Below are 13,106 nucleotides of genomic sequence, written 5' to 3' on the forward strand. Positions count from 1 at the left end.
CCCGGGTGCCTGGCGGGTGAGGTAGGTGCGTCCCGTTCGTGAACGCCTGAAGCATCACAAAAGCGCAACGTGCTGTGATTTGGATCATTCCTGTCGGCCCAAGAAGGCATAATGGCGCAAATGGGGAAAACTAAAAACATTGTCCTGGGGCTTGCCGCCCTGATGATTGCCGGGTCGCTGACTTCTTGCGATGACGGCCGCTCCGGGGCGGAGGGCGCGGCCAAGCAGCTCGCGTCTTCTTTGGCGGCGCTCGACGTCGGATCGCTAGCCGTTGACGGCAAGGACGCCGCGGCGGCAAACGAGCAGCTCAAAGCGGTGTTCGCGGCCCTCGATCCGGCCAAGCCTTCCGTTGAGATCGGTGCGGTGACGCTCGACGGCGACAAAGCATCGGTCCCGCTCAACTTCACGTGGAAAATCGGGACCGCGGAGTGGAAGTACACCTCCCAGGCAGCACTGAAGAAATCGGGCGACAAATGGACGGTCCAATGGAATTCGGCACTCTTGGAGCCGGACCTTAAGGACGGCGAGGTTCTGGACAAGACTGTCAATACGCCGTCCAGGGCCGACATCCTCGGCGCAGGGGACGCGAAATTGGTCAGCTACCGTCCGGTGGTTCACGTGGGGATCGATAAGACAACGATTGGATCGGCCGATCCTGCAGCGTCGGCGGCGAAGCTCGCGCAACTGGTGGGTGTGGACGAGGCCGCGTTTGTGAAACAGGTCCAGGCGTCCGGCGCACAAGCCTTCGTCAGTGCCATCACGCTGCGCGAGGACGGCAGCCGGACGGTGACAGACCAGCAGATTGCCGCGATTCCCGGCGCCCGAGGCATCCGCGATTTTCTGCCTTTGGCACCAACCCGCACCTTTGCCCGCGCCGTCTTGGGTACCGCGGCTGAGGCAAGCGCGGAACAGATCCAAAAGTCCGGGGGTGCCCTCAAGGTGGGAGACACAGTCGGATCCGGTGGCCTGCAGGAGCAATATGACACGCAACTCCGAGGCCAGGACGGGGTCTCCATCAAGACCCGGCCGCAAGGCATGACCGACGACCAGATCAAGGCAGCAAATCCGGATCCGCGCCGAGTGCTTTTTGCCGTCAATGCGAAGCCCGGCGATCCGTTGAAGACCACCCTGGATCCGCGCTTGCAGCAGCTCGCCGAAGACACCCTGGCCGGTGTCGGGCCGGCCTCGGCAATTGTGGCACTCCGGCCCTCCACCGGTGCCGTCCTCGCAGCGGCGTCCGGTCCCGGAAGCAACGGCTACAACACGGCAATGCTCGGTCAGTACGCGCCGGGTTCCACGTTCAAGATCGTCGATTCCCTCGCCTTGATCCGCAATGGAATGACGCCGGATTCCAAGGTTGAGTGCACGCCCACAATTACGGTGGATGGCCGGACCTTCAAGAACGCCGAAGGCTACCCCGTGTCGTCCCTGGGCTCTGTTGAATTGCGCGACGCTTTTGCCCATTCGTGCAACACGGCCTTCATCAGTACCCGCGACAAAGTGAGCCAAGCCCAGCTCGAGTCTGCGGCAACCTCTCTGGGAGTGGCGGTACAAGCCCCGAAGCTGGGGGCCGACGCCTTCCTGGGCTCCGTACCGGGAAACGCTGACGGCACCGAGCACGCAGCATCGATGATCGGCCAGGGCAAAGTGCTTCTTTCCCCGCTCGCGGCGGCCATCATGGCCGCATCGGTGGCCCACGGCGCGCCGGTGTCGCCGCAACTCGTCCTGAACCCCGGCGCAGTCCCGCCCTCCGCAGGTGCCACGCCGACGCCGTCTGGCTCGCCGTCGTCGTCGGCGTCCCCCACCGCGGTGTCCCCCACCGCGGCAGCGTCCGACAAACCGGTCACCCCGGCTGAAGCAGCCGCGCTGACCGACATGATGAGGGCAGTGGTGACCTCCGGCCACGCCGGTTTCCTCGCGTCAGTGCCCGGGGCGCCCGTTGGCGCGAAGACCGGAACGGCCGAATTCGGAAACGACAACCCGCCCAAGACCCACGCCTGGATCGTTGCAGTGCATGGAGACCTGGCAGTCGCAGTGTTCGTGGAAGACGGCGGCCTCGGTGCGACAACCAGCGGTCCGCTGCTCAAGTCGTTCCTGACTGCCGCCGGCTGAGCTGTCCGCAGACCGCTGGTGTTCGTTCTCTGGATGGACGTATTCTCAGGCTGTCACGCCGCGCCTTCTGTTGGAAGGTAACGCCGAAGAGCAACAGCAACGAGGGGAACCCATGTCGACGCCGCAGCAAGGATTTCAGTCCGCTTACCCACCGCCGTCCGATCAACGTCCCGTGAGCATGGGCCAGTTGCAGTGGTACATGGAGGGCATGAGGCACGCACGCCTGGCGGCCGTGTTCGGCGTGATCGGAATCTTCTCATTAGGCGTCGTGTTCGGCCCCTTGGCGATTGTGCAGGCGAAGAAAGCCGAGGGATTCGGGGTAGCGGCCCAGGAAGGAAAGATCCTCGGTCGGGTGGGGATCGGGCTGTTCACCTTATGGGTCCTGTTTTTCGTCGCCTACATTGTCCTGTTCGCAGCGATCATCTCGAATTTGCCACACACCCCGTACCCCGTCCACACCGGCCCGTAACGGAACATTCCTGACTGCGGCAGACTCAGCCACACGGTATTTCGGCGCGATATGTGAGCGCGCGTTGCTCAAACGGGGCGCATATGTGAGCGCGCATTGCTGGGGCGTCGCAGCCTCTGGACACGACCTCAAGGCGGGTGCACACTTAATTCAACGCTTGTTGAATTAGTTGCGGAATGAAGTTCAACTCCGGGAGTGGCCATGGACCAGCCTGAAAACACCACATGCCTCATCGTTGGCGGGGGCCCTGCGGGGGTGATGCTCGGGCTCCTGCTGGCCCGGGCCGGCGTCGGGGTCACGGTCCTCGAAAAGCATGCCGACTTCCTGCGCGACTTCCGCGGCGACACCGTACATGCCTCCACCATCCGACTGTTGGATGAGCTTGGGCTGGGCGAAGGATTCCGGGCCTTGCCCCAAAGCAAGCTCGGCAATTTCAGGCTCCCCGCGGGCGGCAAGGAAGTGACCTTGGCCGACTTCGACCGGCTCAAGCCGCCCTACGATTACGTAGCCATGGTTCCGCAATGGGACCTCTTGAACTTCCTGGTGGACGCCGCACAGCAAGAGCCGCAGTTCACGCTCCGGATGAACACCGAGGCCACGGACTTGCTGTACGACGACGGCGGGAAAGTCGCCGGGGTGGCTTACCGCACCCGGGACGCGGCGTCCGGCGTCGAAACCGGAACGGGCGAGCTTCGCGCGACGTTGACGGTGGCATGTGACGGCCGCGGCTCGGTGCTCCGGCAGAAGGCTGGCCTGGTCCCCCGGGAGTTCCCCGTGCCGTTCGACACTTGGTGGTTCAGGCTGTCCCGGCGTGCCGATGAACAGGAACAGTTGGCTTCGATCATGCCCCGCTTCTCCGGTGACGATGTGCTCCTCAGCCTGACCCGCAAGGACTTCTATCAGATCGCCTACATCGCGGAGAAGGGCAATGACCCGAAATTGCGTGCCGAAGGGGTGGAAAGTTTCCGCGCACGCGTGGCCCGCATCCGCCCGGACCTGGCGGACCGCGTGGACGAAATCAGGTCCATGGACGATCTCCATTTGCTCGATGTGAAGCTCAACCGGATCAAGCCATGGCACAAACCCGGGCTGCTCCTCATCGGAGACGCCGCCCACGCCATGTCGCCCGCAGGCGGTGTGGGGATCAACCTGGCCATCCAGGACGCCGTCGCGGCAGCCCAGCGCCTTGCCCGCCCATTGCTTCAGGGCACCTTGGGCGAAGCCGACCTCTCCTCGGTGCAGAAGCGGCGCTGGTTCCCCACGGTGGTGATCCAGAATGTGCAGCTCCTCATCCAGAAAGCCGTTTTCGGTCCAGCGGTGAAAGGCGAGTTGATGGGGCCGCCCAGTCCGGTGGTCTTTATCGCCCGCCACGTGCCGTGGTTCCGGAAACTCCCAGCCCTCATGATCGCTTTCGGGCCGCGGCCGGAACATGCCCCGGACTTTGCGCGCCGGAAAGCCGCCGCGAACCGGAAACCGGTGTGAACAGGGGGCGCCGCCCGGGACACGTGAGCAGCCGGGACGCGGTTCTCAGTGCGGCCCGCGAACAGTTCAGCCGTAAAGGATATGATGCCGCGACTGTCCGGGCCATCGCGGCCGAGGCCGGCGTGGATCCGTCCATGATCAACCACCATTTCGGAACGAAGGAACAGCTGTTCATGGCTGCCCTCGAGTTGCCCGTGGACCCCAAGGACCACATCGCGGAGGTCCTTGGCGGGCCGCGGGAAGGGGTCGGGGAGAGGTTGGTGATGCGCGTCCTGACCGTGTGGGACTCGCCCGCGGGGGCGGCCGGCGTCGCGGTTCTGCGGACGGCGATGCAACACGAGTGGAGTGCCGCGCTGGTCCGCGAGTTCATCCTCAACCGCGCCATCAACCCGCTTTTGGCCGGCCTCGGAGTGCCCGGGGAAGAGGCGTCGTGGCGCGGAAACCTGGTGGCATCGCAACTTTCCGGACTCATCCTGACCCGCTACCTCGTCAAACTGGAGCCCATCGCCTCGGCGCCGCACGCCGTCGTCGTCCGAGCGCTCGGGCCGACCATCCAGCGGTATCTCACGGGCGCCGTTGGTGCGGAACTGCCGGCCTGAGATGGGCGGCTGAGGAGTCCCCCGCAGTCCGTGGGAAGATTGAACGCGTGGCCCATATTGACGTTTCAGGCATCGACTACTTCCTCTCCGACGGCACCCAACTGCTCAACGGCGTGACCTTCAAGGTCCCGGACGGCAGCAAAACAGCCCTGATTGGGCCCAACGGAACGGGAAAGACCACCCTGTTCAAGATCATCGCCGGCGACCTCACGCCTGACGAAGGAGTGGTGGGGCGTTCCGGCACCATGGGCATCATGCGCCAATTCGTCGGCCAGGTCCGCGATGAATCCACCGTGCGGGACCTGCTCGTTTCCGCTGCGCCGCCGGCCCTCGCTGCGGCCGCCAAGGCGGTCGAGGACGCCGAACTCGCCATGATGGAGCACGACGACGAGCCCACCCAAATGCGGTACGCCCAGGCAATCGTGGACTGGGGAGACGCCGGAGGGTACGACGTCGAGACCGTCTGGGACGAAGTCTGCATGGCCGCACTCGGCATCCCCTTTGACCGCGCACAGCACCGCCCGGCGTCGAGCCTTTCGGGAGGCGAGCAGAAGCGCTTGGTGCTTGAGGCACTGTTCTCCGGACCGGATCAGCTCCTGCTCCTCGACGAACCGGACAACTACCTCGATGTTCCGGGCAAGCGCTGGCTCGAAAGCAAGCTCAACGAATCCAAGAAGACAGTCTTCTTCATCAGCCACGACCGCGAGCTGCTCAACAACGCCGCCGGCCGCATCGTGACCCTGGAACCCGGCATCAACGGCGCCGGCGCCTGGGTGCACGGCGGCGGCTTCGGCACCTACGTGGACGCGCGCATCGACCGCAACGCGCGCTTCGAGGAACTGCGCAAACGCTGGGACGAGGAGCACCTGAAGCTCAAGGAACTCGTCATCATGTACAAAACCAAGGCAGCGTTCCGCTCGGACATGGCCAACAAGTACCAGGCTGCCCAGACGCGACTCGCCAAGTTCCTGGAGGCAGGGCCGCCCGAGGCCTTGCCGCTGGAGCAGAACGTCAACATGCGCCTCAAGGGAGGCCGGACGGCCAAGCGTGCCGTGGTGGCTGAAAAGCTTGAACTTACGGGCCTGATGAAGCCGTTCTCCACCGAAATCTGGTTCGGCGACCGCGTGGGCGTGCTGGGTTCCAACGGTTCGGGCAAGAGCCACTTCCTGCGGCTCCTCGCTGCCGGCGGTACCGACCCGGAGCGCGAGCACCTGCCCGTTTCCGACGTCGAGATCGCCGAAGTTCCGCACGAGGGAACCGTCAAGCTGGGTGCCAGGATCCGTCCCGGATTCTTCGCGCAGACCCATTCCCGCCCGGATCTTCTCGGCCGGACGCTCCTGGACATCCTGCACCGGGGTGACGAACACCGTTCCGGGCTGGGCCGCGAGGCCGCTTCCGGCGCGCTCGACTCCTACGGGCTGGTGGGCTCGGCCGAACAGAAGTACGAGTCGCTCTCCGGCGGGCAGCAGGCGCGTTTCCAGATCCTGCTCCTCCAACTGTCGGGTGCCACGCTCCTTCTCCTGGACGAACCGACCGACAACTTGGACCTGCACTCGGGCGAAGCCTTGGAACGTGCCATTGATGCGTTCGAGGGCACCGTCCTTGCCGTCACGCACGACCGGTGGTTCGCGAAGTCCTTCGACCGTTTCCTCGTCTTCGGATCCGACGGCAAGGTCTACGAATCCGGCGAGCCCGTCTGGGACGAGTCCCGGGTAGAGCGGGCTCGCTAGCCTTCGGGCGACTCAAGTGGGGGCGGCGGGCGCGGGAACGCGCGACGCCGTTCCGCGTCTTGGAACCCTCGCTCACCTATGGCGCGTTTTTTCGGAACGCTCGCTCACCTTTCGTGGGTTTTTCGGGAACGCTCGCTCATGTCTGGTGGGTTTTTGGGAACGCTCGCTCATGTCTGGAATTGGTGAGCGGGCGTTTGCCCGAAACCCCTCATTGGTGAGCGGGCGTTTGCCCGAAACCCCTCATTGGTGAGCGGGCGTTTGCCCGAAAGTCGTCGTTGGTGAGCGGGCGTTTGCCGGAAGTGCCGTATTGGTGAGCGGGCGTCTGCGCTGCTCGCTCGCGCAAAACACGCGCCCATATGATCATGGATGATGATTATATGCTCATTCTTGGATAGCATATGAACATGAGAACTGCTGACCGCCATCGGCTCATTGGCGAGCTGCTGCGTGAGCGCGAAGAGGTCACCGTTGACGAGCTTGTTGCCGAGTGCGGAGCCTCGGGGGCCACTATTCGGCGCGACCTGGAAATCCTCGCTTCCCACGGCGTGCTGCGCCGGGTGCATGGCGGGGCCCGCAGCCTCGTGGACCGCGGCGACAACCCGGGCTATGGGCAGCGCGAACTCGAGGACCAGGACGCGAAGGAGAGAATCGCCGTCGGCGTCGAACGGTTGATCCGCGACCGCAACCACGTGTGGCTGGACAGCGGTTCAACGGCCACGGAGATCGCGCGCCGGCTCGCGCAGCGGGAACTGACCGTGATGCCGATGTCCCTTCGTGCGGTGGAATTCCTGGCCGCCGACCTTCCCTCTGGACGGCGTCCCGGTCTCTTGTTGCCTGGCGGCAGCCTGGTTCCCGGCGAGCAGTCGTTCCGGGGGCCGATGGCAGAGGCCAACATCCGCTCCTTGCGTTTCGACGCCGCGATCGTCACGCCGTGTGCCGTCAACCTCAAGGACGGCCTGCTGGCGCACGATCTCGAGGACGCCGCGATCAAACGGGCGGGCCTGGAATCGGCCGGCAGGGTGATCGTGGCCTGCACGGGAAGTAAATGGAATGCACAGGCCGTGGCTCTGGTTGCAGCCATGGACGCGGTAGATGTCATTGTGACGGACCGGAAGCCAAGCATTGAAGAACGCACCCTACTTGAAAATCTCTCCGTGGAAGTTGTGATTGTATGACCACCAGCACCCGAACCGCCCCGAACGTCAAAGCCGCGGCAATCGCCACTTTCCTGGTCTTCGGCATGAATGGCCTGGTTTTTGCCAGTTGGGCGGCCCGGATACCCGCCGTCACGCAGACCCTGCACCTGACGTCCGGCCAGATGGGCACCCTGCTGCTGTGCACCGCCCTCGGGTCCCTTGTGGCGCTGCCCTCCGCGGGATGGGTTGTCGGCAGGATCGGCACGGCCAATACCGTCCGCGCTGCCGGTCTGCTCGCCGCCTCGGCCGGAGCGGCCATCGCGTTCTCCTTGATGGCTGGCTCCGTGGCCGCCACCGCGCTGGCGCTGTTTTTCTTCGGCGTGGGGGTAGGACTATGGGACGTTTCGCAGAATATCGAAGGGGCCGACGTCGAACATCGCCTCGGGCGCACCATCATGCCGCAGTTCCACGCGGCCTTTAGCGGGGGCGCCTTTGTGGGTGCGTTGATTGGTGCGTGGCTTTCCCAGATCGGCGTCGGACTTCCGGAGCACTTGCTGGTCATTGCCGGCGTCGTGGTTCTTCTCACCTTGACCGCGCCGCGTTACTTCATGCCCCACGAAACCACGGGAACGGCGCCCGACGACGGCGCGCCCGCCGTGAAGGGCCCCTCGGCCTGGCGGGACTCCCGCACCCTGTTGATCGGCGTCGTGGTCCTCGGGGCGACCCTCACGGAAGGTGCCGGAAACGACTGGATCGCCAAGGCCTCGGTGGACGGCCTGAATGCTTCCGAATCGACGGGCGCTCTTCTGTTCGCGCTCTTTGTGGCCGCGATGACACTCATGCGTTTCTTTGGCGGCCGGGCGATTGACAGGTTCGGGCGCGTAACCGTGCTGCGGGTCAGCATGGCCGCCGCTGCAGTGGGCCTGGCGCTCTTCGTCTTCGCGGGAAACCTGGTCCTAGCCGGGGCAGGTGCGGCCCTTTGGGGCATCGGCGCAGCCTTGGCCTTTCCGATGGGCATGTCCGCTGCTGCCGATGATCCGAAACGCGCAGCCGCACGCGTTTCGGTGGTCTCGACCATCGGTTATGTGGCGTTTCTCGCCGGCCCGCCGCTCCTCGGTTACCTAGGCGACCACACAGGCATCCACATGGCCCTGCTTGCCATCGGTGTGCCGATCCTGATTGCCCTCTGGCTGGCTGGCGCCGCGAAGCCCCTCGTTAAAGACAGTTAAAAGCAACTGACTCGCAGTTGTTGTCGTTATGAAGCGTCAAAACGACAACAACTGCGAGTCAGTTGGGTGGCTACGGCGGCGGTGGCTACGGCGCCGAGGTGGCGGGCGCAGAAGGAATGGCGGTCGGCGATGCGCCGTTGCTGGGAGCGCCGCTTTGCCGGTTCCGGCCTTGGCCGCCGTTGAAGTTCTGGAACTGTCCGCGGCCAGGACGGGCCTGGCCCGCGTCCATTGCCTTAGTGACGCCGACGCCGGCAAAGAACCCAACGACAACCAGAAGTACTGCAAGGAGGATCTGCGTCAAGCGACCCATCTTGAAGCGCTTCTTGGGCACGAACGGCTCCGACTGCTGGGGTTGGCCCCAGCCCTGTCCGCTGGGTTCCTGGCCGGTGGCTTGCAGGACCGCGGTCGGCTGTCCGGCGTACGGCTGCTGGGTGTAGGGCTGCTGGGGCTCCGGCTGGTTGGTGGGGCCGGGCTCCGGTGCTGAATAGGACATTTAGGGATCTCCTGTTGGCTGTTTTCTTTAGTTGCTGGGGAGTGGAACTGTGGGCGGCTATTCGTACCGCAGGGCGTCGATCGGCCGGAGTTTCGCCGCCTTGTTGGCCGGGTAGATTCCGAATACCAGGCCGATCGCCGCGGATACCAGGAACGACAGCCACACGGTCCACCACTGGACTTCGGGTTGTGTTCCCAGCAGGGGGAAGGCGCTGCCGATGTAGCCTGCGGCGATTCCGAGCACTCCGCCGATCAGCGAAATGATGAGCGATTCGATCAGGAATTGGCTCACGATACTGCCCCGCGAAGCTCCGATCGCCTTGCGGATGCCGATTTCGCGGGTACGTTCGGTGACCGTGACGAGCATGATGTTCATGACGCCGATTCCGCCCACCAGGAGCGAAATGCCGGCCACGGCTCCCAAGAGGACGGTCAGGGTGGCTGTGGTGGTGGTGGCCGTCGTAAGGATCTGCGCCTGGTTCCGCACTTGGTAGTCACGGTTGGCGGAAGTGACGTTGTGCCTGGCATCGAGGATCATTTGAACCTCGTTCTGGGCCTGGTTCATCACGTCCGCCGACTTCGCCTGGACCGTGATCGAGGCGAGCGACGGCGAGTACCCGGTGAACTTGTCCTGGGCTGCGCTGTAGGGGATCACCACAATGTCATCCGGATCGTTGAGGCCTGATGACCCCTTTTGGGCCAGGACGCCGGAGACCACGAAGTTCTGGCCATTGAGGGCGATGGTCTGCCCCACGGCCGAGGTCACCGAGCTGCCCACCAGGTCCTGCGCCACGGTGTTGCCGATCACGGCCACTGCGGTGCCGCTGCTGGCGTCACCGTCGCTGAAATAGGATCCCGCCGCGAGCGTGTCGTTCGAGATGGAAAAGTACGACGGCGTGGTCCCCACGAACGTTGCGACCGCGTGGGTCGCGTCCTGGTAGGTACCCGTGACGTTCTGTGCCGTGACCACCGGCGCCGTTGCGGCGACGTCGGGGGCCATGACGGGATCCGTCAGCGCGGCCATGTCCTGGAGCGTGAGGTTGGTGCCACGGGACCGCGGACCGGTGACGGCTTGTCCGCCTGCGGCGCGGCCGCCGGCCGTCGTCTGGCGGCTCACGGTAAGCACGTTGGTTCCCAGTTTGCCGATCTGGGTCTTGATGGCGTTGGAGGTTCCGGCGCCTACGGCCAGCAGGATGATGACGGATGCGATGCCGATCAAGATGCCCAGGGTGGTGAGGATGGAGCGCATCTTGTTGGCCATCACCCCTGTCAGGGCGAAGCGAACGGATTCGGCGATCATCATGCCGGCACCGCCGTCGCTACCGGGTGGGCGTGGACGTCCCGAAGCCGGTGGTCCTCGATGATGTGCCCGTCCTGGAATCGCACAACGCGGTTGGCCCGCGCCGCGACGTCTGCCTCGTGGGTAATCATCACGATGGTCCGGCCGTTGGCGTGCAAGGACTCGAAGAGATCCAGGATTTCGTGGGAGGACTTGGTGTCCAAGGCTCCCGTCGGCTCGTCGGCCAACAGCAGCACGGGGTTGGTCACAAGCGCCCGGGCAATGGCAACACGCTGCTGCTGTCCACCCGAGAGCTGTGAAGGCTTATGGTCGGCGCGCTCCGCCAAACCCACCGAAGCGAGCACTTCCAAGGCCCGCTCGCGCCGTTCCTTGCGGTGCACTTTTGCGTAAGCGAGCGGCATGGAGACGTTGTCCACGGCCCGCGTGCGCGGTATCAGGTTGAAGTTTTGGAAGACAAAGCCGATTTTCCGGTTGCGGATCTGGGCGAGCTGGAATTCGTCCAAGGTCCCGGTGTCGATGCCGTCCAGGTGATAAGTCCCCTGGGTGGCGCCGTCGAGGCAACCGATGATGTTCATCATCGTGGATTTTCCGGAGCCCGAGGCACCGATGATGGCTACGAAGTCGCCCCGGTCAATGGAGATGCTGACGGAATCAAGCGCCCGTACTTCGGCCTCGCCTTTGCCATAGATCTTGCTCACGGAGTCCAGTTGGATGACAGCGTCGTTCACGGCTGATTACCCGCCATTTCCGCGTGTGCCACCGGTGCCGCCGCCCGTAATTCCGGCGCCGCCTGTTCCACCGAATCCGCCCGTGCCGCCAAGTCCGCCCGCGCCGGTCCGTCCGGTGGTGCCGGTGGTGTCAAGTGTGGAGGAGATGGCCGGGAGTTCAATCTGATCGCCCGCGCTGAGTCCGGTGAGCACCTGGGTGCGGCCGTTGTCCGTGATCCCGGTGGTGATGGTCACCGCCGTCGTGGTCCCGTTCTTCATGACATTGACGGTCTGCTTGGTCCCGGTGGTGGTGATGGCCAGCGAAGGCACCGCCAGGGCGTTCTTGGCGCTCGCCGTGGTCACGGAGATGTTTGCGCTCTGGCCGAGCCGGAGGTCCGCCGGGGGGTTCTTGATGGAGATCGTCACGGGGTAGCTGACCACGTTGTTGGTGGTTGTGGCGTTCTGGGCGATTGCCGTGATGGTACCGGTGACGGGTGCCGCGGATGGGTCGGTCTTGAGTGCCGGGAAAGTGAAGGTGGCTGAGTCGCCGGTCTTCATGGCGGCGATGTCCGATTCGGCGAAGTTGGCGATGACCTGCAGGTGCGCCGTGTCGCTGATCGTAATCAGCCCCGAGGACGACGTGCTCGCGGCGCTTGAGGAAGCGCTGCCGGAGGAAGCGGACGCCCCGGAAGAGCCGGAAGCCGAGGTGCCGGATGAGCCGGAGCTGCTTCCTGCGTTGCCTCCGACGACGGCGTTCACGGCGGTGACCGTACCGGAAACCGGGGCCGCGAGTGAGCAGGCCGCCAGGTTCTTGGTCGCAGTGTCGACCGCAATCTGGGCAGAGGTCGTGTTGGACGTGGCGCCGCCACCGCTCTGGGCGGAATTGAGGGCGGTCGCGGCCGAGGCGACCTGCTCTTTGTCCTTGAGCGCCGAGCTGGCTTGCTGGTTGGCTGCCTGGGTCAGTGCTTGGTTGTCCTTCGCCAGCTGGGCCTGTGCCGCGTTGAGCGCGTTCTGGGCCGGCTGGCTGTTGGGCTGGGCGCTGGCAGCGGTCTGAGCCGTGGCGACAGTTGCATTGTCATTGTTCACTGCCGTCTGCGCGGCGGCCAAGGCACTGGCTTGCTGGCTCGCGTCCAGGTTGGCCGTTTGCTGGGCGTTGGTGAGGCTCTGGCTCGCTGAAGCGACCTGGTTGCTGGCTGAAGCCTGCTGCTGGTTTGCCTGCGCCGCGGCGGAATCCAGCTGGGCCTGTGCAACCGCCAGGGCGTTCTGGGCGTTCGTCGGATCAATGGTGACTAGCACCTGACCGGCCGTGACCTGCTGGCCGGTCACCGCGGAGACCGTGGCGATAGGCCCGGTGCAGTTTTGCGCGTTGATGACCGTGGTGCTTGCGGGCGAGACGTTTCCGCTCGCGGTAGAAACGGCGGTGAGGTCCGCTGCGCTGACCGCGACGGTGCGGGCGGTGGTGTCTGAGGCCGTCTGCGGCACGCCGTTCAGCACGAAGAAGGCACCGGCGGCAAGGCCGACAACGACCACCCCGATGCCGCTGTTGATGAGTTGAGGTTTTGAGAGCATGCCCGAAGACTATGGTCGCTGTCTTGGAGCATGCCGAGTGCTACCTGATGGTTTGCCCAATGTGACACCCCGCCCGGCGTGTCGCTTGGGCCATGCCCGCGGGGGCTGCGAGGTGCGTGCACGGGCAAATGACCACCGGCCGTCCCCCAGACTATCCGACCCGGCGGTAGTCCGGTGGGATGCGAAGCATGCCGCGCTGGTTATATTCACCGCTTTACTAATGCTTTCCAAGTGGCGGGATCCCCTGGCCGAGGCCGGCATCATCCATAGGGACTACCCTG

The 13,106-nt window shown here is 64.8% G+C and carries 11 protein-coding genes; 7 read left to right on the forward strand and 4 right to left on the reverse strand.

What is annotated here, in order from left to right; translation table 11 throughout:
• Positions 1 to 120: 120 nt before the first annotated feature.
• The 7 genes from ACSBOX_RS00165 (at position 121) to ACSBOX_RS00195 (ending at position 8,757) form a co-directional block, all read left to right on the forward strand.
• On the forward strand, positions 121 to 2,112 hold the full coding sequence (locus ACSBOX_RS00165) for a penicillin-binding transpeptidase domain-containing protein (protein ID WP_442544253.1): 1,992 nt from the start codon (positions 121 to 123) through the stop codon (positions 2,110 to 2,112).
• Positions 2,113 to 2,284: 172 nt separating this feature from the next.
• On the forward strand, positions 2,285 to 2,581 hold the full coding sequence (locus tag ACSBOX_RS00170; RefSeq protein ID WP_442544254.1) for a hypothetical protein: 297 nt from the start codon (positions 2,285 to 2,287) through the stop codon (positions 2,579 to 2,581).
• Between the two features lie 201 nt (positions 2,582 to 2,782).
• Positions 2,783 to 4,063, forward strand: coding sequence for an FAD-dependent oxidoreductase (locus ACSBOX_RS00175; RefSeq protein ID WP_442544255.1), 1,281 nt, complete (start codon positions 2,783 to 2,785; stop codon positions 4,061 to 4,063).
• A 23-nt stretch (positions 4,064 to 4,086) separates the two neighbouring features.
• Positions 4,087 to 4,662: a TetR/AcrR family transcriptional regulator gene (locus ACSBOX_RS00180; protein ID WP_442544256.1), complete on the forward strand. Its 576-nt coding sequence runs from the start codon at positions 4,087 to 4,089 to the stop codon at positions 4,660 to 4,662.
• Between the two features lie 47 nt (positions 4,663 to 4,709).
• Entirely contained in the window at positions 4,710 to 6,392 is a 1,683-nt protein-coding gene (locus ACSBOX_RS00185) for an ABC-F family ATP-binding cassette domain-containing protein (protein WP_442544257.1), read from the forward strand.
• A 404-nt stretch (positions 6,393 to 6,796) separates the two neighbouring features.
• On the forward strand, positions 6,797 to 7,567 hold the full coding sequence (locus ACSBOX_RS00190; RefSeq protein ID WP_442544258.1) for a DeoR/GlpR family DNA-binding transcription regulator: 771 nt from the start codon (positions 6,797 to 6,799) through the stop codon (positions 7,565 to 7,567).
• Complete coding sequence (locus ACSBOX_RS00195; protein ID WP_442544259.1) at positions 7,564 to 8,757, forward strand: MFS transporter; 1,194 nt, start codon at positions 7,564 to 7,566, stop codon at positions 8,755 to 8,757. Before ACSBOX_RS00190 ends, ACSBOX_RS00195 begins: the two co-directional genes overlap by 4 nt.
• Before the next feature lie 85 nt (positions 8,758 to 8,842).
• On the opposite strand, the gene ACSBOX_RS00200 is transcribed toward ACSBOX_RS00195, so the two are convergent.
• From ACSBOX_RS00200 to ACSBOX_RS00215, 4 genes are read right to left on the reverse strand one after another with little or no spacing between them, the layout of a single operon-like run.
• Positions 8,843 to 9,250: a hypothetical protein gene (locus ACSBOX_RS00200; protein WP_442544260.1), complete on the reverse strand. Its 408-nt coding sequence runs from the start codon at positions 9,248 to 9,250 to the stop codon at positions 8,843 to 8,845.
• Between the two features lie 57 nt (positions 9,251 to 9,307).
• Positions 9,308 to 10,552, reverse strand: a complete 1,245-nt coding sequence (locus ACSBOX_RS00205; RefSeq protein WP_241707615.1) for an ABC transporter permease — start codon at positions 10,550 to 10,552, stop codon at positions 9,308 to 9,310.
• Positions 10,549 to 11,277, reverse strand: coding sequence for an ABC transporter ATP-binding protein (locus ACSBOX_RS00210; protein WP_442544261.1), 729 nt, complete (start codon positions 11,275 to 11,277; stop codon positions 10,549 to 10,551). Before ACSBOX_RS00210 ends, ACSBOX_RS00205 begins: the two co-directional genes overlap by 4 nt.
• Positions 11,278 to 11,283: 6 nt before the next feature.
• A complete protein-coding gene (locus tag ACSBOX_RS00215) occupies positions 11,284 to 12,825 on the reverse strand; it encodes an efflux RND transporter periplasmic adaptor subunit (protein WP_442544262.1) in 1,542 nt (513 codons plus the stop codon).
• Positions 12,826 to 13,106 lie beyond the last annotated feature (281 nt).

Source organism: Arthrobacter sp. KN11-1C, from assembly GCF_052180225.1.
In the GTDB taxonomy this organism is placed as follows: Bacteria; Actinomycetota; Actinomycetes; order Actinomycetales; family Micrococcaceae; genus Arthrobacter.